Source organism: Nitrospirota bacterium (genome assembly GCA_016219645.1).
GTDB lineage: Bacteria > Nitrospirota > Nitrospiria > Nitrospirales > Nitrospiraceae > Palsa-1315.
Genome location: JACRLR010000044.1, coordinates 31,500 through 52,866 on the forward strand (window position 1 = coordinate 31,500; position 21,367 = coordinate 52,866).

23 protein-coding genes and 1 tRNA gene are annotated in these 21,367 nt (G+C 55.2%); 13 read left to right on the plus strand and 11 right to left on the minus strand.

All coding sequences use genetic code 11. From position 1 onward, the window contains the following. Window positions 1-242 precede the first annotated feature (242 nt). On the minus strand, window positions 243-482 hold the full coding sequence (locus HZB34_14770; GenBank protein MBI5317224.1) for a hypothetical protein: 240 nt from the start codon (window positions 480-482) through the stop codon (window positions 243-245). A gap of 29 nt (window positions 483-511) precedes the next feature. Next, window positions 512-688: a hypothetical protein gene (locus HZB34_14775; GenBank protein MBI5317225.1), complete on the minus strand. Its 177-nt coding sequence runs from the start codon at window positions 686-688 to the stop codon at window positions 512-514. A gap of 551 nt (window positions 689-1,239) precedes the next feature. Between HZB34_14775 and HZB34_14780 the strand changes: the two genes are divergently transcribed. Beyond that, window positions 1,240-1,968: a cytochrome-b5 reductase gene (locus tag HZB34_14780; protein ID MBI5317226.1), complete on the plus strand. Its 729-nt coding sequence runs from the start codon at window positions 1,240-1,242 to the stop codon at window positions 1,966-1,968. Between the two features lie 126 nt (window positions 1,969-2,094). On the opposite strand, the gene HZB34_14785 is transcribed toward HZB34_14780, so the two are convergent. Continuing rightward, on the minus strand, window positions 2,095-3,132 hold the full coding sequence (locus HZB34_14785) for a methionyl-tRNA formyltransferase (GenBank protein MBI5317227.1): 1,038 nt from the start codon (window positions 3,130-3,132) through the stop codon (window positions 2,095-2,097). A 317-nt stretch (window positions 3,133-3,449) separates the two neighbouring features. After that, entirely contained in the window at window positions 3,450-4,094 is a 645-nt protein-coding gene (locus HZB34_14790) for a hypothetical protein (protein MBI5317228.1), read from the minus strand. A 335-nt stretch (window positions 4,095-4,429) separates the two neighbouring features. Between HZB34_14790 and HZB34_14795 the strand changes: the two genes are divergently transcribed. Together HZB34_14795 and HZB34_14800 are read left to right on the plus strand one after the other, a co-directional pair. Beyond that, window positions 4,430-4,642 carry a hypothetical protein gene (locus HZB34_14795; GenBank protein MBI5317229.1) on the plus strand — a complete coding sequence of 71 codons (213 nt, stop codon included), beginning with the start codon at window positions 4,430-4,432 and terminating at the stop codon, window positions 4,640-4,642. A gap of 50 nt (window positions 4,643-4,692) precedes the next feature. Beyond that, window positions 4,693-5,511, plus strand: a complete 819-nt coding sequence (locus HZB34_14800; protein MBI5317230.1) for a HEAT repeat domain-containing protein — start codon at window positions 4,693-4,695, stop codon at window positions 5,509-5,511. A gap of 11 nt (window positions 5,512-5,522) precedes the next feature. On the opposite strand, the gene HZB34_14805 is transcribed toward HZB34_14800, so the two are convergent. The 4 genes from HZB34_14805 to HZB34_14820 all read right to left on the minus strand — a co-directional run bounded on the left by HZB34_14805 (window position 5,523) and on the right by HZB34_14820 (window position 10,678). After that, entirely contained in the window at window positions 5,523-5,978 is a 456-nt protein-coding gene (locus HZB34_14805; protein ID MBI5317231.1) for a hypothetical protein, read from the minus strand. 125 nt (window positions 5,979-6,103) lie between these two features. Further along, window positions 6,104-7,516, minus strand: coding sequence for a HEAT repeat domain-containing protein (locus HZB34_14810; GenBank protein MBI5317232.1), 1,413 nt, complete (start codon window positions 7,514-7,516; stop codon window positions 6,104-6,106). Further along, a complete protein-coding gene (gene glgP, locus HZB34_14815; GenBank protein ID MBI5317233.1) occupies window positions 7,510-9,669 on the minus strand; it encodes an alpha-glucan family phosphorylase in 2,160 nt (719 codons plus the stop codon). Before glgP ends, HZB34_14810 begins: the two co-directional genes overlap by 7 nt. A gap of 145 nt (window positions 9,670-9,814) precedes the next feature. Then, complete coding sequence (locus HZB34_14820; GenBank protein MBI5317234.1) at window positions 9,815-10,678, minus strand: hypothetical protein; 864 nt, start codon at window positions 10,676-10,678, stop codon at window positions 9,815-9,817. Between the two features lie 154 nt (window positions 10,679-10,832). Between HZB34_14820 and HZB34_14825 the strand changes: the two genes are divergently transcribed. Continuing rightward, window positions 10,833-11,195 carry a response regulator gene (locus tag HZB34_14825; GenBank protein ID MBI5317235.1) on the plus strand — a complete coding sequence of 121 codons (363 nt, stop codon included), beginning with the start codon at window positions 10,833-10,835 and terminating at the stop codon, window positions 11,193-11,195. A 56-nt stretch (window positions 11,196-11,251) separates the two neighbouring features. Here HZB34_14825 and HZB34_14830 read toward each other — a convergent pair whose 3' ends face one another. Beyond that, window positions 11,252-12,106 carry a hypothetical protein gene (locus tag HZB34_14830; protein ID MBI5317236.1) on the minus strand — a complete coding sequence of 285 codons (855 nt, stop codon included), beginning with the start codon at window positions 12,104-12,106 and terminating at the stop codon, window positions 11,252-11,254. 46 nt (window positions 12,107-12,152) lie between these two features. Further along, window positions 12,153-13,928: a SagB/ThcOx family dehydrogenase gene (locus HZB34_14835; protein ID MBI5317237.1), complete on the minus strand. Its 1,776-nt coding sequence runs from the start codon at window positions 13,926-13,928 to the stop codon at window positions 12,153-12,155. A 170-nt stretch (window positions 13,929-14,098) separates the two neighbouring features. Between HZB34_14835 and HZB34_14840 the strand changes: the two genes are divergently transcribed. The 8 genes from HZB34_14840 to HZB34_14875 all read left to right on the plus strand — a co-directional run bounded on the left by HZB34_14840 (window position 14,099) and on the right by HZB34_14875 (window position 19,208). After that, a complete protein-coding gene (locus tag HZB34_14840; GenBank protein MBI5317238.1) occupies window positions 14,099-14,980 on the plus strand; it encodes a Dyp-type peroxidase in 882 nt (293 codons plus the stop codon). Window positions 14,981-15,028: 48 nt separating this feature from the next. After that, on the plus strand, window positions 15,029-15,451 hold the full coding sequence (locus HZB34_14845; GenBank protein MBI5317239.1) for a hypothetical protein: 423 nt from the start codon (window positions 15,029-15,031) through the stop codon (window positions 15,449-15,451). Window positions 15,452-15,528: 77 nt separating this feature from the next. Then, window positions 15,529-16,284: a tetratricopeptide repeat protein gene (locus HZB34_14850; protein MBI5317240.1), complete on the plus strand. Its 756-nt coding sequence runs from the start codon at window positions 15,529-15,531 to the stop codon at window positions 16,282-16,284. Between the two features lie 194 nt (window positions 16,285-16,478). After that, a complete protein-coding gene (locus tag HZB34_14855; GenBank protein MBI5317241.1) occupies window positions 16,479-17,084 on the plus strand; it encodes an acyloxyacyl hydrolase in 606 nt (201 codons plus the stop codon). 8 nt (window positions 17,085-17,092) lie between these two features. Continuing rightward, window positions 17,093-17,833: a hypothetical protein gene (locus HZB34_14860; protein ID MBI5317242.1), complete on the plus strand. Its 741-nt coding sequence runs from the start codon at window positions 17,093-17,095 to the stop codon at window positions 17,831-17,833. A 237-nt stretch (window positions 17,834-18,070) separates the two neighbouring features. Beyond that, window positions 18,071-18,146 (plus strand) — tRNA-Arg (locus HZB34_14865). Window positions 18,147-18,236: 90 nt separating this feature from the next. Next, on the plus strand, window positions 18,237-18,365 hold the full coding sequence (locus HZB34_14870) for a hypothetical protein (protein ID MBI5317243.1): 129 nt from the start codon (window positions 18,237-18,239) through the stop codon (window positions 18,363-18,365). A 102-nt stretch (window positions 18,366-18,467) separates the two neighbouring features. Continuing rightward, window positions 18,468-19,208 (plus strand): flagellar motor protein MotB, encoded by a 741-nt coding sequence (locus HZB34_14875; GenBank protein ID MBI5317244.1) that lies wholly within the window; start codon window positions 18,468-18,470, stop codon window positions 19,206-19,208. Between the two features lie 214 nt (window positions 19,209-19,422). Here the strand turns inward: HZB34_14875 and HZB34_14880 are convergent, their stop codons facing one another. Further along, window positions 19,423-19,803 carry a hypothetical protein gene (locus HZB34_14880; GenBank protein ID MBI5317245.1) on the minus strand — a complete coding sequence of 127 codons (381 nt, stop codon included), beginning with the start codon at window positions 19,801-19,803 and terminating at the stop codon, window positions 19,423-19,425. A 337-nt stretch (window positions 19,804-20,140) separates the two neighbouring features. Between HZB34_14880 and HZB34_14885 the strand changes: the two genes are divergently transcribed. Then, a complete protein-coding gene (locus HZB34_14885; GenBank protein MBI5317246.1) occupies window positions 20,141-21,328 on the plus strand; it encodes a class I SAM-dependent methyltransferase in 1,188 nt (395 codons plus the stop codon). Window positions 21,329-21,367: the final 39 nt, after the last annotated feature.

A 21,367-nucleotide genomic window follows, 5' to 3' on the forward strand; every position in this document is an offset into this window, starting at 1 on the left:
ATATACCGGATCGGTTTCGCCATCGGCTTCTGCTTCTCCACTACGCGCCCTCAGTCACTTCATTCCCTGTTCCCGATCACCCGAGCTTGGTTGTCGGCTGGGGGCTTCGAGCGCGGGTTAGGGTATGTAGGGAGGGTGGCGGGGAATGTCGCCGGACATGCGATAGGCGCCAGCGACGTGCGCAATCGAAGACTCGTGACGAGCGTTTCCTCGCCCGCGATCCTATGTGGCCCTCTCGTTGATCAACGTCGAGTGCCGTGGATCACGAATTCTCTGGAGTGATTCGGCAACTGGATCATGTAGCGACCTCCTGTGTCGCGAGTCACCCGTACTTGCCCCTCCCGGCTCAGCCGATCGACTTCAAGAAACACCTGGCCCCAGGATAGGTCGGAAAGACTCCTTGTCAAGGTATCCAGATCACACCCGTGTGTGCGTTGGACTTGGCCGAGAATACGATCAGTGACCGGTGTATTAGAAACCATGATCAGATCCTCCCTTGAGGTTCGGACATTCACTGCCATCTTCGATGCAATCCCTTTCCGAGTGTGGCTTTAAGCGCAAACGTAGCCAGCAAAAATGAGGGAGCTTCATCAGCCTGAATGAGATTCGGCATAACCAAGGAGGAGGCAGGCGGCTCAAGGGTCTGGGCCAAGAGGAGAAGGGGCGCTGGACTACTGACAGTCACCATGGGGATCCTCGTTCCGAAGGATCCGCCTGCTGGCGGTGATGCACAAGGCAAAGAACCCGGCGTACGGGTGAAGGGGAACTGCGGCAAGGTCCAGCGCGCGGGATGACGGAGAGAAGCGTGCGGAGATAGCGCAGCCACCGTCACTATGACGTCAGTAGCATATGCTACGCCGATGTGAAGATGTGGTCAACAGGTGCGGAAGTGTTGACAGAAGCCAGGTTGCAGTAATCATCCGATCAGTATCATCGTGAGCTCTGGCAACCAGGGTAGTATTCCACACCGAGACAGATGGACAAAGCCACGATGGAGACTGCCAGATCTTCATCGAGACACGTTTTCGAGGCGAAAATCGCGGCCGACACGGCAGAAGGCATGCCGGCAATGAGAACCACTACCACAGGCTCAATCCCAGCAAAGGCCCAGTGTGACCAATAGGGCTAGCGTTCCAACTTCATGCTGCCTCGTCAAGCCTCCTGTGCCCCCTGTAGCCCATTTATGTCTGTTGCGACCATCGTGCCGTGATTGTATGATTGCGCGAGGGAGATGTGAAAATGGAGTCAGTGACGCGCATCAAGACCAAGGAGCCGACCTCCTATCAGCTCACGGCCATCACTCAGGACACCCACGACACCAAAACATTCTGCTTTGGCCTGCCTGCTGCTGCGACGTTAGATATGATGCCAGGCGATTATCTGTATGTCCACGCCACCATCAACGGGAAATCGGTGAAGCGGCCTTACACGCCGTCGTCAATGCCTGGGGCCACGGGCTACTTCGACTTGACCGTGAAGCGCTATGAAGCCGGCTCGATTTCGAAGTATCTCCATGAGCAGAAGGTCGGGAACTCCGTGTTGATGAGCGGACCGAACCAGGGAGGCCATTGGGTCGATGGCATGGCGAAGAAGGTGGGGTTCGTGGCAGGCGGTACCGGGATCACGCCGATGATCTCGATCATTCGCTGGATTCTCGCGCAACACCAGGGTGCTGAGTTGTTCCTGGTTTTCGCCAACAAGACCGAAGCAGACATTATTTTCCGTCAGGAGTGGGATCGGAATGTGCGAGAACATGGCAATTTCCACTGCTACCACGTTCTCGAACAGCCACCCATGGGTTGGTCGCAAGGTGTTGGGCGGATCACTGACGACGTCCTAGGCAAGCATCTTCCTCCTCCCGATTCCGAGACGGTGATCTTTCTCTGCGGCCCACCTCCGATGGTCGATCATCTGGAAGCCTCCCTCAAAGGGCTAGGCTATCCAGAGCAGGCCATCATCTTGCCGTAAATTCGTTCGCGGCAGCCCTGTTCTTGTGCTGGGGGGATTCAGATAATCCACAGTAGATTCCTTCGTTGATACACCGGCTTGTTGTGGGAGCCCACCATCTCTTTTCATCGAGATTTCACACCGCGCTCATGAGATTGGCTTAGGTGTTTGGGTCGTTGTTGGCAGAGCAAGGTCAAAACGGTAGCCGACAGACGGCATCAGGACCTTTTGTAAGGTACGATTGACCCACCCGTGAAAGGGAACGATTTCATAGGACTGTATTTCTAGACAGCCCTTGCCGGTCTGTACGAGGAGTCTCCCTGATTTCTTAGCCATGATTTGTCCGGGCATTCCCCCTAACGCAGCTCCCTCTTGAGGGTACGCCTCGTAAATCTTGATCGTTCTACCGTTGAGAGAGGCAGTCAGAGGTTCGTAAGGTTGCAGCGCACGCAATAGGTTGAAGATCTGCCTGGCAGACCCGTTCCAATCGGCCATGGTATCGGCCGCTTTCTTCTTTCCAAAATAGGTGCGGTCTGCGATATTTTGGGGCTTGCGATCGACGGTTCCCTGCGCGATGGCATTGACCACGTTTGCCAGCAGGGTTGCTGCTGCGTGATGCTGCCGCTGCGACAATTGCCCAATGTTCTCGGTCTCCCCGACAATCAGCTCGTGTTGGGCGATAATATCCCCCGCATCGATCCCTTCCGTCATGATATGAACGGTCACTCCTGCAACTGGCTCCCCATTCTTGAGCATCCAAAATTCGGGCTGTGGCCCTGCATAACGAGGAAGGAGTGAAGGGTGGCAATTGATGACGCCGAATCGAGGAGTGCGGAGAATGGCCGTCTTCAATATCTGGGGGAATACACAGACCACGATCAGATCGATGTTTAAACTCTTCACATATTCGACAAACTGTGGCGCATTGATGTTGGGACAGGGCATGCGCTTGATCTTCTCTTTTTCAAGCCATGTCCACGTATCGAACTTCGGTTGAATTGCCCGGACGGGTTTGGGTAGGGCGAAGATCGTTCTGGCGATGGTCCTGACTGTCTGAGAACCGTGGCTATACCCCTCGCCCCGTTCCCACGTGGTGCGCACCCAGGCGACAATCTCATGCCCATACGCTTTCGCCTGTGGTCCAAAGTCCCAGTCGGCAATATGCGAGAGGACTAAGAGCCGCATGGTAGATACGTTAGAGATTGTGATCGTGATCAATAGCCGGGATCATGGCTCGACCTTGTCGTGCGGCTTCTCGGAAAGAGGGCAAAGATTAAAAGTCAGCACGAGCAGGGAGGGTTACTCCTTTGCTTCAGGCTGCTTCCGGAACTGTAGCATGGGAGAAAGAACCCTGTCATTCGTTAGGGTGGAAGGTATCTGTTCTGGGGCAAGGGAAGTCGGCAACCTGTTGATTTCAAGAGCGGGCGCCAAAGGTAGACGCAGCGCGGTTTATCGATGTGTGGGACGTGATGCGATCAGGAATGGAGGTGATCCGGGAGTGGTTACTTGGGGGACTTCCGTGGGCGCGGCAGTTTGTCGGTTCCACTCGAGTCCAAGTCGATCTGCTTTAAGGCTTCGAGCTGATCCGTCAATTCCGCGATCCGTTTATCGCGAGTACGAATCTGCAGTTGAAGGTTGTGTACCGACGGGTCCAGGTTTTTGACACTTTCCGTGTTCGAGCTCTTGGCCGTTCCCACAGCCGCACGCGGCCGTTCTAGCCATGCCCGCACAGTCCCCTTCATCACCTCCAGTAATGCTTCCGAGGGCCTGTCGTTGGAGGTGGGGTAGAGACTCCGACTGGCAAGAAACCGAATCCAGAGTGTGCTTGGGTCTGCAAATGGACCATTCGGCGCGACGGCAATTGCCTGCCGGAAAGAGGTCGCAGCCTCCTGTCTATTCTGGAATAATAAGACCATGGCACGTGTAAAATACACCTGATCACAGGACTGCTGTTGCGCACAGGTGCTCAGCAATGTGTCCTGTTCTCGGCGTACGGCTTGCAAGATGGCTATGTCTGTGGCATCGGCATGAAACAATGGCGCAGGGGTTGGCGGCGATGGTGGAGGTGTACTGGCCACCATCGAACAGCCCCACAAAATCCCTGTCAGCAATAGCCCGGACCCATAGCGAAGCCACATCGTCTTCACCTGTATCAAGCCTTGGTCTCAGTGTCTTTGCTAAGAGAAGCATAGCATATGGTCTGGAATTTGCCGGATCGGAGGCAGGCCCTCCCATGAGAAATACCATAGCGAGATCACTGGGATACAAAGGGGGAGGGCGCCAGTACTTTTAAAAGGCAGTGAAGCATGGCGTCACAGTCAGGCAGCCTGCGACCTTCACGAGTTCATTGGAAGATCTGTTCCGAAGTCGGGGTATGGGCTCATGTTGACAGGCTGCGAAGCGCTCCACTACACTGCTTCCTTGCTCTGGGGACTAAAAGACGAATTCAATCAATCAGGTATGCAGGGAGGCCCGTATCCGGATGGCGAAAAACACGGCAGATGAATCGGACGAAACCAGACTGAAAAAGAAGATCGCAGCGAGAGGCGCTGACCACAAAGGCTCTCAAGAGGGTGGAGGCCTTCGCTCCCTCAGGAAACGGCTGAAACGGACACAGCGGAAACGGCGTTCCCTGGCCCTGCGCAAGAAAAATTCTGCGAGTAAGAAAACGACCGCCCCCGAAGCCAAAAAGTAATGCCCCTGTCGGGACAATCGATTGGCGAGTGACGTATCCGGGTGATACAGATGGAACAACTCCAAAAAAAAGAAGAGCGGACGAATCCTGATGGTTCAGAGTTGGTGACCGATGAGTTGACTGACCAGGTGGCGGCCGATTTTACCGGAGAGCAGGCGGGACGAGTTGAACCGGTAACAGCGACGACCGAGCTGGTTCTTCTTGAAGAAGAGAAGGTCAAGGATGAGATCGAGATCCAAATCGATCTGCTCAAGGATCCCGACTGGGTGGTCCGGCGCGAGGCCGCCATCACGCTCGGAGAGATGGGCGATGAACGTTGTGTGGAACCCCTGTGCCATGCCTTGCGAGACGGCGACTGGCAAGTTCGTGAAGTTGCAATCGAAGGGTTGGGACAGATCGGTTCTCCCGCCGTCGAACTGTTGATCAGGCTGCTCCGGGATTGGGACGTTCGCAAGTACGCCATTGCCGCGCTAGGGAAGATCCGTGACGAACGTGTTCTCGACCCCCTCATGCTTCAACTGCGCAACGACGAGTTCAAAGACGATGCGCTCAACGCGTTGGTCGAGCTGGGTCAACCGGCGGTATCGCGATTGATCAAGGCGCTGAAAGACAAAGACGAGAACATTCGGAAGCAGGCGGTGCTGGCTTTGGGCCGGATCAAGGAGGCTGAAGCGATCGAGCCTCTCATCGAGATGCTCGGCGATGGTGATTGGTTTACCAGGTTGACGGCCGCTGCCGCGCTCGAGGCCATCGGCGATGAGCGGGGTCGCGAGGCCATCAAACCGTTGATGAAGGATCCGGATATGGTGGTGCGGATGCGGGTAGAGAGGATCTTGGCGAAGTGGAAGAAACAGTCCGCAACCGCGTAGCAAAAGTCAGCTTATTTATTCAGCTGCCGGTCAACTTCCAGCTGAATCTCATCGAGCTTCTTCATCGACACCGGTTTCCCCATCGACAATTCCAGCCGTACTTCCTGAAGCGTTCCGGTGAGTGCCCGTAGGGCGAGGATCGACTCGTCCTGCTTTGCGCCCTTCACCACCGTCTCCAGCGTCTCGGCAGCCTCACCCAATTGCTTAGCTGCCTCTCCAAAGTTCTTATCGAGCAGTTCTGATTTTGCCTGTACCACTCGAGACTTGCTGTCGATCAGTCCCTGTCGCCTGCGGAGGTCTCGCTCGATTCCCATTGTGGTATCGATGATATTGCGCGATGTGTCTTTAAGCGAATGTTGGAGGCCTGAGACCGTCTCCTCCAGTGTCCCGATCGGACGTTGGCCGAAGTAAAATCCTACACCGAACGACGCAGCGATCAAGACAAGAACTGCGACAAATTTCCACATCACGCACTCCTTTCCTCTAACAAGGCGGTGCAAACTACTTAAGTATGACAGAAATGCGATGTGTAGACACTCACAGAGTCGTTCTTCACTCTTCCAAGGTGCTGGCGGATGTTATCAACAGCTTATTAGCGAGCTTTGGGAGCAGTCGTGGGGCGGCGGAGTTGTTGGAGAAGGCTGCCAGCAGCAGCCAGACGAATGGCGACGTCTGAATCCTGTAGCCCTTGTTTGAGCAATGGCGTCACCGGTGCTCCACTCTTACCCAATGCCTTCACCGCAGCGAGCCGTGGTTGTGGCTGCTGATCTTGCAGGAGCGTTTGTAAAATTGCTACCGCCTGCTTGTCAGATGTGGCCGAGAGCGTGTGGGCCGCTGCAGCTCGGATGGAGGGGTCCGGGTGTTTTGCCAAGTCTGCGGCGAGCTCGACTGCCGATACGTCTCCCAGCCGAAGGAGTCCTTCCACCGCGCTGGCCCGTACCTGCAGGCTGGCATCACGCGTGAGAGCCCGCAGCAGTGGATGGTTCTCGCGAATGCCCAGTCGCCCAAGACTCGTGGCTGCCACTGCGCGCACACGTGCGTTTTCGTCTCCCATGGCATGGGTCAACGGCCCGACGCCACCGGCCTGTCCAAAGTCTCCCAATGCCCCGGCGGCGAATGCACGAACAGACGGTTCAGGATCGTACACGGCTTGGCTCAAGACCGATAGACTGGATGCTCGCTTCAGCCGTCCCAATATGCCTAAGGCTGCCATGCGGACATCGGGGTCCGGAAGCGTCGCCGCTCCTGTGATATCGGTCAGCATGTCCTGTTTGCCGAGTCGATATAATGCAGCAGAGGCAAATACGGATTCCGGCCCGTCATCCGTTCTCGCAACTTCGATGAGATAGGGTATGATGTCGGTAACGTTGGCTTCACTGAGCGCGTTCATTGCGGCAATACGCACGGCCGGCATCGCGTCACTCAGGGCTCGTCGTAAGGGGCCGGACTTCCCTGCTAGCCCGGCTTTGCCGATGGCGTCAGCGGCGCGAGCCCGCACGAGGACCGAACTATCGAATAGCCCATCTTCCAGTACCGCTCGTGTTTCAGCAAGGCCTAATTCGGCCAGCATAGTATAAGCCTCGACCCTCACGTACTCCTGTTGGTCGCGGACATGGCTGGTCAGGAAACTGAGTGCCAAGGGCCGGAGGAGCGCCAGATCGTCCGGTCGACCTGTCGGAACGAGCCGTTGATAGAACGTGAGGGCTTCCTCTGGCCGTCCAAGCTTGAGAGAGCTCTGGAAGGCGAGGAGAACAAGCGGTTTCGATGCGGCGGTCTCTGGTGGAAGCGATTGCCAGAACTTAAGTACCTGGTTGTATTCGGCGTGGTCGAACGCATCTCTGGCCTCACGTTCGAGGGCTGGGCCGGTCGACGTTGTTGGCGTGCCTGCGTCAACAAGGGGCTGGCCCATGACAATCGTCATGGTGAGCAGCAGGAGCATCTGGAGCTGCACGGTGATGGCACAGCGACGGCTTTTCTGGAAGAATTCTGGTCGGCGGTCTACCATGTCGAGGGTGCACGGACCATGGCTGGCGCGTATAGATTGTCGACGTATTCCTTGACCATCCGTTTGGTACAGAAACGGGGAGCATTGGTCCGCAGGCTTTCCTTCACGAGTTGCAGCCAACCTCGTGGGATCCCATCCAGGTCTCGTTGATAGTAGAGTCGAATGGCTTCCTGCTCCAGTATGCGATAGAGCTGTTGCGCGTCATGCTCGTCCTGGGCCTGAATGTCCTGGTTTCCGACTAGGGGCTCAATACCCCATCCGTTCGCTCCGTTGTAACCTTCCTTCCACCATCCATCGAGCACGCTGAGGTTGATGACGCCGTTGAGCGCGGCTTTTTGCCCGCTCGTTCCGCTCGCCTCCAAAGGAAAGCGCGGGGTGTTGAGCCAAATGTCGACCCCTTGGACGAGGAACTTCGCCATGTGCATATCGTAATTTTCAAGGAATGCCACATGGCCGCCAAGTTTATGGTCGTCACAAAAACTCAGCACTTCATGAATGAAATAGCGGCCCGGCTCATCGGCGGGGTGGGCCTTGCCGGCAAAGATCAATTGGAGAGGCCTCCATTGATTATGCAGCAACTGTTTCAGCCTTTCGAGGTCACGGAACAATAATGTTGCCCGCTTGTATGTGGCAAAGCGCCTGGCGAATCCGATGGTCAGCGCTTCGGGGTCGAGCAATGTGCCTCGCGTTAAGACCTGCGAGGCTTGGAGGTGTCCCTGCATCCAGCCGCTCCGGGCTCGTTCTCGGATGAAGCTCATGAGTTTGCGTTTCATCGTTTGGCGCACGGCCCAGAGTTCCTGGTCTGGGATATCGAGCACCCGTTGCCACATGGCCGTGTCGTCGGATTTTTCCATCCATTCGGGGCCCAGATATTTGCCATAGAGCTGGTTGAGTTCCGGTGCGATCCAGGTTGGCACATGGATACCATTGGTCACGCTGCGAATCGGAACCTGCTCGATCGGGAGGCCGGGCCACAGATGCCGCCACATCTGTCGTGACACCTGCCCATGCTCGCGGCTGACCCCGTTCACATGGGAAGCCATCCGGATGGCGAGAGCCGTCATGTTGAAACCTTGTCCCTGGGATTCTGGAGTATCTCCCAGACGGAGGAAGTCTTCACGCGAGAGACCCAGTTTTTCCCAATAGCCCGCAAAGTACCGGTCCATGAGATGATGGGGAAAGACGTCGTGACCGGCCGGCACCGGTGTGTGGGTTGTAAAGACTGTGCTGTGACGGATGATTTCGCAGGCATCTGCATGCGTTGATCCTTTCTCGACCAATTCGCGAATGCGCTCCAGGGTGAGGAAGGCGGAGTGGCCTTCGTTGGCATGCCAGACCGTCGGTGAGATGCCCAAAGCCCGAAGCATACGGACTCCGCCGATGCCCAACAGAAACTCCTGACAGAGGCGCATCTCCTGATCGCCGCCATAGAGTCGAGCCGAGAGAGCCCGATTCTCAGGACTGTTCTCAGGAACGTCTGTGTCGATAAGGTAGAGGGGGACCAATCCAACAAGCACTTTCCAGACCGTTGCTGCCACGATTCGGTTACCGATTTCAACCGTGATTCTGCAGGCGTCTCCTGTTGGAGTGAGGGCTGGGTGAACTGGCGATTCTGCCCGGTTGAAGGGGGCATAGGCTGCTTCCTGCCATCCTTCCGGGGTAATCCGTTGCCGAAAGTATCCTTGCGGGTACATGAACCCTACTCCCACGAGCGGCACACCGAGATCGCTGGCTTCCTTGCAATGGTCTCCCGCGAGAATGCCTAAGCCGCCGCTGTAAATGGGAATGGATCTGTGCAGGCCAAATTCCGCAGAGAAATAGGCGATGGTGGGATTTTTCAAATCGCTGTGTTGTGTGTTGAACCAACTGCGTTCATTTCGAACGTACTCGTCGAATACTCTGAGGGTGGCAGAGTACAGACGCATATACGAGGGATCTTCGGCCAGGTGCTTGAGGCGTTCTGGTCTGACGGAGGCCAGTAGTTCGACAGGATTGTGGTGGGTCAGGACCCAGAGGGTTGGATCGATGTGTTCAAATAACCTCCGTGCTTCCGGAGTCCAACTCCACCAAAGATTCCGAGCCAATTCGTTGAGACGTGAGAGACCGGATGGAATGGCATGTGATAAGGCGTCTGCTGTCTGCGGATTATCCACTGCACCTCCTCAAATTCTAGGGGTCTGTCTGGTTGATCTGTTCTGTCTTGTGTGTAGTCGAACGAGGTTACACGGAGATACACCAACGAGTCCTGATAGACCGAACAGACAAGATTAGCCCGACACACTTGATCGACAAGAGCGATCAGGCATGACCAGCCTTATACCACGAAGTCCATTCGTCTGAGAATGCCACGGAGGCATATCGTTCGCCAAGTATTTTTACAACTCGGTTCATCAGCGCGGCGACTTGTTGCATGTCTTCCGGAGAAAGGTCTTGTCGGAACCGAGGATGCAGCCCCCAGCGAGTTTCCACTTCCTCTCCCGTGACGGTCGACATCACACTCACCAACTTGATTTCAGTTCCTGTCGGTGTGAGGGGGTTCGGTCTGGCAGCCTGTGGTGGCGGTGCGGAAGTTGTATCCGGCGCCGTGGGAGTGGCGGTACGGGTTGCGTCGACTGGAAGAGGGTCTCCGGCCAAAATGGCTGTAATGGCTGGAATCGCGGCGCTCGCGCAGAGCGTTGCGGCGGCTGATACCTGTGCGTTTCCTGCGATACCCATCGCGTCCGCGACTCGCCCGCCAAAGTCTTTCAACATCGCATCTTTCTCGGGAGTGTTTTCGGTGACAAGGAACCGATATCGCTCATAGGCCTGCCGACTCTCCGTCACTGCCGCACCGACTGTGAGCATGATTTCCATTTGGTCGGCTCCGGAGCCGAATGCTGGTTCGAGCACATTCTTCAATTGCAGCGTGACTGCGTCTTCGAGATGGTTCATGAACTGAGGCTGCTCTTTGAGCGGTAGGTGCAGCAGGGAGAGTCGATCTGTCAGGTTGAACAGGATCTTGACGAATTCCAGATAGATGCCCCATTCATCTTGGCGTTTGAGTTTCAACGCCTGAGCAGGAGCATTTTTCTTCATGACGGTGACCGATTCACCCGACACGGCCAGCATCAGTTCAGCGAGGGCGCGTAATTGTTGCTGATACTCGGTCTGGGCACTGGCCATGGGGTACTAATCGCTCCTAACAGAAGGGAGCGCGCATTATATACAAGTTGTAGCTCAGGCTCCAAGGGGTGAGCACAGTCTTCTCGATCAACTTCTGCTAGACAGAGGAACCCAACATAGGTAAGATGAAAGAATTGGAGGGGTATTTCACGCGATGGCCACGATCCTCATTATCGACGACGAAGAATCGATCCGGAACCTCCTGAAGGAAGTTCTTGAGCGGGCCAACCACCGTGTGCTCGAAGCCCGCGATGGGCGGGAAGGCCTAGCGCTCTACCAGCAGAACAAAGTCGATCTGGTCCTCATGGATATCCTGATGCCGGGAACCGATGGCCTCGAAGCCACCTTACAGCTGACGAAAGAATATCTCGACGCGAAGGTCATCGCCATGACCGGTGCCCAAGCCGAACGAAACTTTCTTGATGTGGCGAAATTGTTTGGCGCCTGTCGTGTCTTCGAAAAACCATTCAACCTCGATCAACTCATGCAAGCCGTCAACGAAGAGCTCGCCAAGTAGCGCTCCTCTGTGCTCTGACAACCATCAGCGTGGGCCGGCCTGTTTACAGTATTGACTCATCTGCCCGCACTAAGTTCTTTCCTAGCCAACGAGCGCATCATCACCGGATCGTTGTAAGCCACCTCGCTCAACGCATCCATCAGATGTAATCGCTTCGTCGCCGCCAACTCCTTCGCCTGTTTGTAGTTCTGCGCACTGAATCGAGCCACTGCCGGCTGGCCATTCACAATCTGACAGGCCAGGAGCTCGCCGTTCACTTCCAGTGTGCCACCCTGCTCAACCAACGTTTTGGCTTGCGCCGATGTGATGCTATGAAGTTGGGCAAACTCTTCCAAGCCTCCTGTCTCAATTAATCGGCCATCCGGCATGATGCAGAGTCGCTTGAAATGGGGGGACCAGTCCTTCCGGAAATCGATGTACTTGATATCGCCACCCTTGGCAACAGCACGGTCCAACGTGCGGTAATCGATCCCAAGATTCTTCTGCTCGAGTTTTGTTCTCAGCTCCTCCGGCAGTGTCCAGTGAAAAACGAGCGCCGCGACTTCATCAAGCTTCATCCCCCGCGCCTGAGCCAACTGCTCCGCCTCAGCAAACTGGGTGAGATCCAAGATCCAGGTCTGTTTCGGGACTTCACCGGTTGGATCGATTCGACAGGCGAATAGCCCCCTCGTCAGCAACCCGCCGACTTGGGGGTACACATAGACCCCGCCATCAGTCAGGAGGGTCGTCATCGTCTCCAGCGGAATATCGTTGCTTTCTGACAGAACCTTGGCATGTGCGGGCAGGTCCTCTGGATATGTCATTGCGCAGGCCGTGACATTCCCTGGTGCGTCGAACTCCGAGTAGTCCTCAATGATGTTATAGAGGATAACAGGTCTTGGCTTCCCGGCCTTTTTTTTAATTTTGAACATGAGACGTAGCGCTCCAGGCTAATGGTGTAGATATAATCTTACATTCTCATCGATTCAGGTGATGATAGGCCCCCAGCGTCATCAGTCTGCTATCCTCGACCGGACCGCCTACCGTAAAGTGGTAGAGCGACTGAAACGAACGTTCTTTGATCCCCATGATCTCATGGACTGGGTCGTCAAAAAAACAGCCGATTCCAGTGGCTCGCACCCCGGCAGCTTCCGCCTCCAGGTAGAGCACTTGTCCCAGCAGACCAGCCTCCCAGAAGAGACGTGGGTACCACCAGGCTCCCCTCTCCCGCAAGCGCCCTTCGAACTCAGCCAGCATCCCCAATGAGAAGGCACTGTCCCCGGCAATGTCCTGGTGACAGCTCACCTGGGCGGCGAGTTTCCTAGCGTCGCCTTCAAGCAGCCAATAGAGCGGTAGGTTTTCCGGACAACCCGGGGCCGGAGCCCAGGTCAGCTCCGGATTCATGCATTGTTGGATGGGTGATAGCTTCTGTGGGTCACGGGCCAGAAAATAGAGCCCTGGCGTGAGACCTTCGACGCGATGGACAAAGAGCATCAAGTGAATTGCCGGATCATAAGGCCAGACGTCCCAGGGCATCGGTCGATCCAATTGCGGCAAGTCCGGACGAGACACCACGCGTTGCATCATGCGAAAAAATGTCGTCGTTGTGATCGATGTCTTGCCATCGAACGATACCGCACTCCGGCGTTGTCTGATGATCTGGCCCGCATTGAGGCCAGTGTCGTTCGTTGCTCGTGAAGCGTGAAGCGTGTCGGATGCGGAGGCAGAACTCATTGGGAGTGAAATTGTCAGCTTGTCAGCCTCTGCCTTCCAGGAGGCCTCTGCCGCTTCATCGATGATGTCCCAATGTACCCCATGTTCACGACTCAGGCAATTGGCTTTCCCATGCCAGGGTCCAACCGCAAGTTCCTTCACCATTGCTGGATCCAGAAACAACGGCATTTCCTCATCACTGCGCTTCACGATCGACGCTTCACGCTTCACGTTTTCCGGTGACCATACTACCGCCAGACAGTCTGGATGTTCCTGTTCAACATCCGCAAAATCCTCTGTGCGATTGGTCCCTAACAATAGGGCGATCGTGTTCTGTTCCATGCCATCCAGCAGCGCCATGTTCCAGCCCAACGTAGCAGCAGCAATCCGCGCTGACCCAATCGCATGGCCGATATCGTGATTGCAGTAACGGAATGCCCGCTCGCCGTACTTCCAGGCTTCCCGCCAATGTATCGAGGTCAGTCCGAAGAGAAATGCGCCAGGAGGAAACGGAGCCAACAAGCGAGCGACTTGCTCGACGGGAAACTCCGCCCGACACTCCAGGCCATGTTCCTTCGGCGCGTAGTGATAGAGACCAGGCTTGAGATTGAGTCCGTCAACCTGCGGCAAGATGAGATAGCCTTCAGTTGGATGCAAATTGCCTGACGAGGGGTTACTCCGCAGCGCCCATTCCGACTCCCCGGCCTTTTTCCACGCCGATAATGCGAGGGCGAACTCAAACAGTCGCGAGACGGTCTGCAAGTTGACAGGCTGACAAACGGCATCTGCTTTTTGATAGATCGCGTCGTAGGCGGGTGACAGCGGCGCCTCATCAGGCTTCAGTAAGGGGAGTGGGATCAGCTGTGCGCCCTCGAACCGTCGAAACGGATCCGGCTGATTAGCCCAATCCAGGTACCCAAGGGCGCGAGCACACCGATTGAAGTGGTGTTTGGTCTGAATGTGATAGTGGATGATACAATCAATCGGATCGGACGAAGCAAGCTCGGTCGGCAAAGCAGCTGGTGGCTTCTCAATACTCATAAGTAAGGACCTTCGTAGTCTACAGAGTCATGGGAAGGAAAGTAAACGCGGGCGTAAGACGATGGGGGCCGCTCCCCTTATTGACCTGCTTTTCCCTGCGCGAGTATCCTGCAATCGATGTCACAGCACGGAGGACGAGACACGGTGGCCTATTAGGCTGAGGAGATCCCATGCGTCACGCTCAGAAGGGCATTCTCGCCCCAGTTCCACCACTGGCCCGGTATCTGTTGTTCGCCATTGCGCCAGGAAAGAATCCCGCTGGTTCCATGCGCAATCTGTGCGAACTGGCGGACGGTGATACAACGATCGTTGGATTGGGTCAATCGCTGGTGCGTGCCCTCGGTCGTGAAGTTCCAGGACTGGAGGTATTCCCAAGCTACGCTGGTCCCGGATTCGACGTGCCTTCGACACCGGTATCGTTATGGTGCTGGCTGCGAGGAGACGATCGCGGCGAACTCATCCATCGCGCACGTGCAATTGTCGACATCGTCGCCCCTGGTCTTCAACTGCAGTATACGATCGACGGCTTCCGGTATCGGTCCGGTTTCGACCTTTCCGGTTATGAGGATGGAACTGAAAACCCGAAGGGCGCAGCGGCTATCCGGACTGCCTTCGTCACCGGGCAGGGAACAGGACTCGACGGAGGGAGTTTCGTCGCGGTTCAGCAATGGGTTCACGATCTGAACAGGTTCGAAGCCATGACGACTCGAGAGCAAGATCGCACAATCGGGCGCCGGAAACGTGATAACAAAGAACTCGGCAAGGCGCCGGTTTCCGCCCATGTGAAGCGAACGGCTCAGGAAAGCTTTGACCCCACCGCGTTCATTGTGCGGCGGTCTATGCCCTGGGCTGACGCATGCCGGGCAGGTTTGGTGTTCGTGGCGTTCGGGAACTCCTTTGACGCGTTCGACGCGCTGTTGCGTAGAATGGTCGGTGCCGAGGACGGCATCGTAGACGCCCTGTTCACATTCACACGCCCCATTTCAGGGAGCTATTTGTGGTGCCCGCCGATGGACAACCGACGCCTCGACTTACGCAGGGTCGGTCTATGACGGAGACAAGAAGCGCAAAGCCTCCTGTTTGAACTTGTGAGATAACCCATGCAATTCGATGCAGCCCTCGCCGCGCAGGCGGCGCTTCAAGAAGCAGAAACTGGTCTCGGTGCCGATTGGGATATCGCCGTCGAGCTGGAATCCACCTTTTCCTCCAATGCCGGATCGACGGCCCGGGAGGCCTATGAGGAATTACTGGCGCTGGCAATCCGCCATCCACAGGCGCATTCCTTTCACGCCTTCTGCATCTACATCACCTGGCAGCAGGTGACGGAGGAAACGATCGCCCGGCATTTTCAGACAGGCGTAAGGCTTTGTGAAGCATATCTCGCCTCTCGTGACAAAAAGAGCGTGAGGCACATTGAGCAGATCACGGAACTATACGACTCATTTCGAGCAGGACTTGGATTGGACGAGGAAGACGAGATCCAGGTCGAATTTAGAAAAGATACACCGAAGGGGGGTGACTAGCGCAACGCGTATCTCGTGAAACGTGAAGCGTTCTTCGTCAGACGAGATACGGGACACGAACGGCGCTTCACGAAAAGATGTCGGACGCGGACAAACATCGCGCGCGCATTTTCCTCCACCGAGGCCAACTGGCTCAGGCCAAGGCAGCCTATGAACAGGCCGTCGCAGATGATCGCCTGGCCCATGACCAGCGCGCGCTCTCCGATTCGCTCGGCAATCTGGGCAACGTCTGTGCCCTATCGGGTGATCTGGATCGGGCGGAAACCTGTTACAGAGAAGTGCTCACGATCCAACGTACTGAACAGAATCAGCAGGCCATTGCCCATACGCTGGTGAACCTCGGCAATCTTCACGTCGGCGCCGGTCATCCTGAAAAAGCGCGCCCCTACTACCTTGAGGCGCTGGATTTGCTGCGCGATCTCAAGGACGATCGCGCGCTCGGCATTCTCTACAACAATCTGGCGCTCCAAGAGGCTCGCGAAGGGAAATGGGGGCAGGCTGTTACGTCGTTCACGCAAGCGCTCGACTCTCATCGGATTGTCGGAAACGAAGAAGGGCTGGCTGTGACCTACAGCCAACTGGGGAAGTGCTTTCTCGACCAAGGCGATCTGACTAGAGCCGAACGTTGTCTCAACAATGCTTCGGAACATTACATCAAGCTCGGTAACGAGCCGGCTGAAGCAGCGGTGCTGCGGCACCTTGCCGCGATCTACGACAGCCGTCGAGATTCTGTTTCAGCACGACGGTGTCTTGAACGAGTGGTCTCTCTCGACCAGCGATACGGGTTGCCTGACCTTCAGGCAGACTTGGCTCACCTTGTCAAGCTGAAATAATTCGGTGAGCCTTTTTTCATGCTGGACCTCCCCGAATAGCCTCGATCAGTTATCCAGGATTCTTCCACTTTCTGTCTGGTCAATCCACTGTACTTCTGGACAGAACTCAATCGTTCTTGGTATCTTGACCCAGTCGCCCCTGTTGCTTAACCTTCACCCTGAAATAGCTGACAGGATATTGACGTGGATATCGGATGCCATATCTTGCTCGGATCCTGGCAGCGTTGGTTCTTGGGTCGCTCATGATGGCTAACAACGTGTCTGCTGCAAATGACTCACCCACGATCACCGTCGGCACTCAAGAAATTGGACTCTCTGCCGGGTACTTGTTCCCCCATCGCCTCGTAGAGGGGAAAAGCAAGACCGAACAGAGGGGACCAGCCTTCATGCCCTCCTGGATGATCACGCTCACCGATCCTATCGGCGACAGCTGGTATCGGGGGCAAATATCACTCGGCGGCGAGATGGTCTATATCCAATTTCAGGAACCGGTGCTCTCGCACGGCATCGGCTTCACTCCGAAGATCAAATACAGTTTCGTCGCACTTGACCGGATCAGGCCCTATGTAGAATTCGCCGGAGGCCCATTTTGGACCGATCTCGCAGGGAATATTCCTGAACAGCAAAGCCAGTTCAACTTCATCTTGACGGCAGGGCTCGGAATCAGTTATTTCATGAACGACGGATTCGCGCTCAATGCCGGCTACCGTTTTCAGCATATCTCCAATGCCCACACGAGCAGTCCAAATGTCGGACTGAATGAAAGTCTCCCCTTCGCAGGCTTTTCCTTTTACTTTTAGGAGCCGATATGCAGGCTACACCGCGCGTCATCTGGACGATCATCATAAGCTGTGGGTTGGTCGTGACACTCACGTTCGGTTGCGGTCACCGGATTGAGATCAAGTCCACGGCCGACAGCAGTCCACAGCCAATCACCAGGGACATCGCGCGAGCGGAGCAAGTCCCGCTCGTCATCGATAGCGTCGATACCACGCGCAACGGCTCACCGCAAACTTCGTCATTGGAAACTGAGCGCCGCGTGCTCAGCACGTTGCGAGCAGTCGGGCTATTCTCACGCCTCGGGGATACGAATTCCCCCGAACCTCCAGCCAGTGAAAAATTCATTCGCGCCCGTCTTGTGTTCGATGAGGCCGTCGATTCCCATCCGGGCGATGTGACATGGAAGAGCATTGCCATCGGCGCCTCGATGTTCACCCTCGCCCCCTTCATTCCACTGGAATATGACTATTCGGCGCACATGACTCTGGAATTGGAACGCTGGGATGGGCGGGTCAAACGCTACGAGAGCCAATCCACCGGAACCGCTCATTATAAAATGTTCGGCGCGACGCCCCTCATGATCGATGAATTGAAAGGCCATGTGACGGAATCCTGCCTCACATCATTGATGGAGCAAGTGGTGCAGGACACCGCCTTTTATACCGCTAGCAGCGCTCCCATATTCGATCGGCCTATTCGTTCCGTCTCAGTCAAGTCGAAACGGTCAACAGTCACGCTTGTTCCTGTAGCCACGTCGTCCGGCAAGTAAGTATTTCCTCTCGCCTCGCCCCTGTATCTCTATTTTCATATGGAGAAGAGGCCGATCCCTTGACCCGCCAGGCCAGAGACCTGTATAACCCCTTCCTGTTGCAAACAGTGGAGTTATGAGTTCTGAGTTGTAAGTTCTGAGTTTCGTAGCAGGTCGCTTCGGGTTCTCATCCAGCTTTGGAGCCCTCCGAGCCGTTAACTCAGCACTCAAAACTAACAACTCATAACTTCGAGGAAAGCGCCCGTAGCTCAATGGATAGAGCACCAGACTACGGATCTGGGGGTTGGGGGTTCAAGTCCCTCCGGGCGCACCACAGAATCAATAGCCTGCATCCCCACTCCCCGTTTTCCATCGTGACTGGTTATGGTTTTAGTCACGGTTCCATCAAGCCAGATTTGACTTTATCATCGTCGCTTTCGTAATCTTTGCGCTGGTGACGCAAGTCAGCCGCTTCAAGAATGAACTTCACCCCGCACCGCCCGCTGGGCCAACGAACGAAGAGAAACCCTTGATGGAAATTAGAACGCTCTGAAAGGTTGCCAAGTACCACCTCGGTACGAGTATTTCCACGAGGTGGCGGGAGAAGACTCACAGGATCGATGACCCGCACACAATTTAGGAGATGGAGATCATCATGCAGACATCCAAAACCGTTATCCTCGTAGCAAGTTTAGCTGCTCTAACGGGCTGTGCAAGCTTGGATAAGAGCCCTATTTGTCCGAAGACTGATGGATGGCAGGCTTGGAATGACGTTCGTTGCAATGTCGAGGATGCACCAAAGAATCAGGCCGACCCTCTCGCTGCGATGGACAGCATGGCAGCCGAATTGGCTGCCAGCAAGCAGCGTATGGCGGAGTTGGAGCGACAACTGGCAGGCCGGGACAAGGAACTGGCAGACCTCCGAGGAACTCTGTTAGCTGATGAACAAAAACTGAAAACGGCCCAGCGGGGATTAGTCAGGGCACTTCGCCCTCAGATCGAAAAGGGCGACATTACGGTCGATCTGAACAACGAGCGGTTGTTGATTAGCCTGGCCTCCAACTATCTGTTCGGTTCCGGCCATGATGAGTTGACACAGGAGGGCATCGATGCGCTCAAGCAGGTTGGGGCGGTCTTGAAGGATTATCCTGAGTACAAGGTGGCGGTGGACGGTCACACTGACAATGTTCCCATAGGCGGGGAGCTGAAGAATAAGTTCCCCACAAACAAGGAACTCTCTGAATCCCGTGCGGTTAATGCGGCAAAGGCCCTAACAAAAGGTGGTCTTGGCGCTGCGACGACAACCGGTTACGCAGACAGCAAGCCGGTTGAACCGAACACAACCCCTGCGGGTCGGGCAAAGAACCGCCGCGTCGAAATTCGTGTCACGAAGTAGAAGACGCGACTCAGCTGGTGGGGCGGGGGCAGTAGTCCGTTACTCCTCCGCCCTCTACCGGTCATGCTTTCCGCATCCACATCTCCTCCCTATTCGAACTCGTTCCGATTCTTGCGTCGCAACTCTGTCATGAGCTCGAAGAGGATTTGCAGAGGCCCTTCTGTTCCAGCACGTCGACAATCGCGACGATCTCCGAATGTTGGAGATGATTCAGTCACTTCACTTTCACCAACCATCCCCCTGTCGCTTCGCATTGATTGGGGCCTTTGCCCATCAGGTTAATTTTTGCGTAGGTCGCTTTTACCGTGGCAGGGATTTTGCCAGTTACGTGAAGCCCGTCATGTTTCGTAGTCACTGTGATGGGTACTAATTGCTCTTTTATCGTCACCCTTATGCTACTCGGGTTCGTCGAAGTAGATGCATAAAAAGAAAATTCAGATTTTTGCGCTACCTCTGTATTATTCGGCGGCGTAAACCTTGAGAACTTCGCTGTGCAGGGGATCATATTATTGCCTGCGTTGATGTCACCATAGGCCCAGGCTGTACCGGGGAGTATTAATGCGATCGCTATCCACAACACGTTCTGCAATTTCATGACGATCCCTCTTGTGTGGTTGTTGAAGCAGATGGCCGAGCGATGACTCGGTTGATACACCGGTTTCATTGTCAGTTACTTTGCTATAAAAAAACAACCCCCATGGGCGGAACAGTGCTATAGGGGAGTGTGGTTCTCGATGCCATTACTCCACTCAAGGCAGGCCCTGTGCACCGACAGAGCGCTACTGTTTCTTCCTCGCCTTCCCTTCTTCACCAACATCTTGACAAGACCCGGGGAAAGAGCTTATCACAGGCATCTATTGGGGTTTCTTGAGGGTGTTCAAGCGTCAGCCCACCTCAAAAGTAACCTCCTATTCACCAGGACAAGGTAGGTCATGCGAAAAACTCTTGAGCAGCTGTTCGATAAATTGAGCGATCATGCGCCGGATATTTCTTTTGAGGTGCAGTTTTGGGATGGAAAGAAGAGTTCATACGGCACAGGCAAGAGGCAGTTTCTTCTCACCTTTGTGACGAAGCAGGCGGCGGACCATGTCCTCGAAAGCGGATCATTAGGGTTCGGCGAAGAGTATATGGGAGGGGATATTCAGGTCGAAGGGGATTTCAGGCAACTTCTTCGCTTCGGGACTGACGCCGCGTTCCTCAACCTCCCTCTCGGCTTGAAAACGAAGCTTGCGTTTCAGCACCTGCGTCAGACTTCGCTCAACACGCTCTCGCGTGCGCCCAAGCACATCGCCCACCATTACGATCTCGGGAACGACTTCTACAAACTATGGCTGGACGAGACCATGGCCTACTCCTGCGCCTACTTCCGTCATGAGGACGACACACTTGAGCAGGCACAGCAGCAGAAGTACGAGCATATTTGCCGGAAACTTCAGTTACAGGCTGGAGAAACACTGGTTGACATCGGCTGCGGGTGGGGTGGGATGTTGATCTACGCGGCCAAACACTATGGCATACGCGGGGTCGGCTGCTCACTTTCGAAGCAACAAGTTGAGTATGCGACGGATTTGATCAAACGCGAGGGGCTGTCAAAGGAGATTTCTGTCGTCTTCGAAGATTACCGTAAGCTTGAAGGCACGTTCGACAAATTCGTTTCAATCGGGATGTTTGAACATGTGGGGAAGCAATTCATCCCTACGTTTATGCAAAAGGCGCAGTCGCTCTTGAAGCGTGAGGGGATAGGATTGCTGCATACCATAGGAGAAGAGCGATCAATGCCCGGCGATCCCTGGACGTTGAAATATATCTTTCCTGGTGGGTATATTCCCTCGCTGGATGAGATCGTTCGCACGATGGGCGAAACCGGACTCGTTCCGACCGATATCGAAAACCTTCGTCTGCACTATGCAAAAACGGTTGAGGAGTGGTGCACAAGATACGAGGCACATGTCAAAACAATCGAAAAGATGTTCGATGCCTCGTTCGTTCGAATGTGGCGCATGTTTCTCAATGGATGCGTCATCAACTTTCGCTACGGCAACCCACGGCTTTATCAAGTCATTTTTACGAACGGATTGAACAACGCTCTTCCTCTGACGCGCGAGTATATGTATCGCTAGCAGGATGCTCAAAAATTCCGTCAGCGGCGTTCTCGCATC

What these genes read in the sequence shown, in the direction of transcription:
- HZB34_14770 (MBI5317224.1), bottom strand. Translation starts at nt 482, where the DNA reads ATGGTTTCTAATACACCGGTCACTGATCGTATTCTCGGCCAAGTCCAA.
- HZB34_14775 (MBI5317225.1), bottom strand. Translation starts at nt 688, where the DNA reads ATGGTGACTGTCAGTAGTCCAGCGCCCCTTCTCCTCTTGGCCCAGACC.
- HZB34_14780 (MBI5317226.1), top strand. Translation starts at nt 1,240, where the DNA reads ATGGAGTCAGTGACGCGCATCAAGACCAAGGAGCCGACCTCCTATCAG.
- HZB34_14785 (MBI5317227.1), bottom strand. Translation starts at nt 3,132, where the DNA reads ATGCGGCTCTTAGTCCTCTCGCATATTGCCGACTGGGACTTTGGACCA.
- HZB34_14795 (MBI5317229.1), top strand. Translation starts at nt 4,430, where the DNA reads ATGGCGAAAAACACGGCAGATGAATCGGACGAAACCAGACTGAAAAAG.
- HZB34_14800 (MBI5317230.1), top strand. Translation starts at nt 4,693, where the DNA reads ATGGAACAACTCCAAAAAAAAGAAGAGCGGACGAATCCTGATGGTTCA.
- HZB34_14805 (MBI5317231.1), bottom strand. Translation starts at nt 5,978, where the DNA reads ATGTGGAAATTTGTCGCAGTTCTTGTCTTGATCGCTGCGTCGTTCGGT.
- HZB34_14810 (MBI5317232.1), bottom strand. Translation starts at nt 7,516, where the DNA reads ATGGTAGACCGCCGACCAGAATTCTTCCAGAAAAGCCGTCGCTGTGCC.
- HZB34_14820 (MBI5317234.1), bottom strand. Translation starts at nt 10,678, where the DNA reads ATGGCCAGTGCCCAGACCGAGTATCAGCAACAATTACGCGCCCTCGCT.
- HZB34_14825 (MBI5317235.1), top strand. Translation starts at nt 10,833, where the DNA reads ATGGCCACGATCCTCATTATCGACGACGAAGAATCGATCCGGAACCTC.
- HZB34_14830 (MBI5317236.1), bottom strand. Translation starts at nt 12,106, where the DNA reads ATGTTCAAAATTAAAAAAAAGGCCGGGAAGCCAAGACCTGTTATCCTC.
- HZB34_14835 (MBI5317237.1), bottom strand. Translation starts at nt 13,928, where the DNA reads ATGAGTATTGAGAAGCCACCAGCTGCTTTGCCGACCGAGCTTGCTTCG.
- HZB34_14840 (MBI5317238.1), top strand. Translation starts at nt 14,099, where the DNA reads ATGCGTCACGCTCAGAAGGGCATTCTCGCCCCAGTTCCACCACTGGCC.
- HZB34_14845 (MBI5317239.1), top strand. Translation starts at nt 15,029, where the DNA reads ATGCAATTCGATGCAGCCCTCGCCGCGCAGGCGGCGCTTCAAGAAGCA.
- HZB34_14850 (MBI5317240.1), top strand. Translation starts at nt 15,529, where the DNA reads ATGTCGGACGCGGACAAACATCGCGCGCGCATTTTCCTCCACCGAGGC.
- HZB34_14855 (MBI5317241.1), top strand. Translation starts at nt 16,479, where the DNA reads ATGCCATATCTTGCTCGGATCCTGGCAGCGTTGGTTCTTGGGTCGCTC.
- HZB34_14860 (MBI5317242.1), top strand. Translation starts at nt 17,093, where the DNA reads ATGCAGGCTACACCGCGCGTCATCTGGACGATCATCATAAGCTGTGGG.
- HZB34_14875 (MBI5317244.1), top strand. Translation starts at nt 18,468, where the DNA reads ATGCAGACATCCAAAACCGTTATCCTCGTAGCAAGTTTAGCTGCTCTA.
- HZB34_14880 (MBI5317245.1), bottom strand. Translation starts at nt 19,803, where the DNA reads ATGAAATTGCAGAACGTGTTGTGGATAGCGATCGCATTAATACTCCCC.
- HZB34_14885 (MBI5317246.1), top strand. Translation starts at nt 20,141, where the DNA reads ATGCGAAAAACTCTTGAGCAGCTGTTCGATAAATTGAGCGATCATGCG.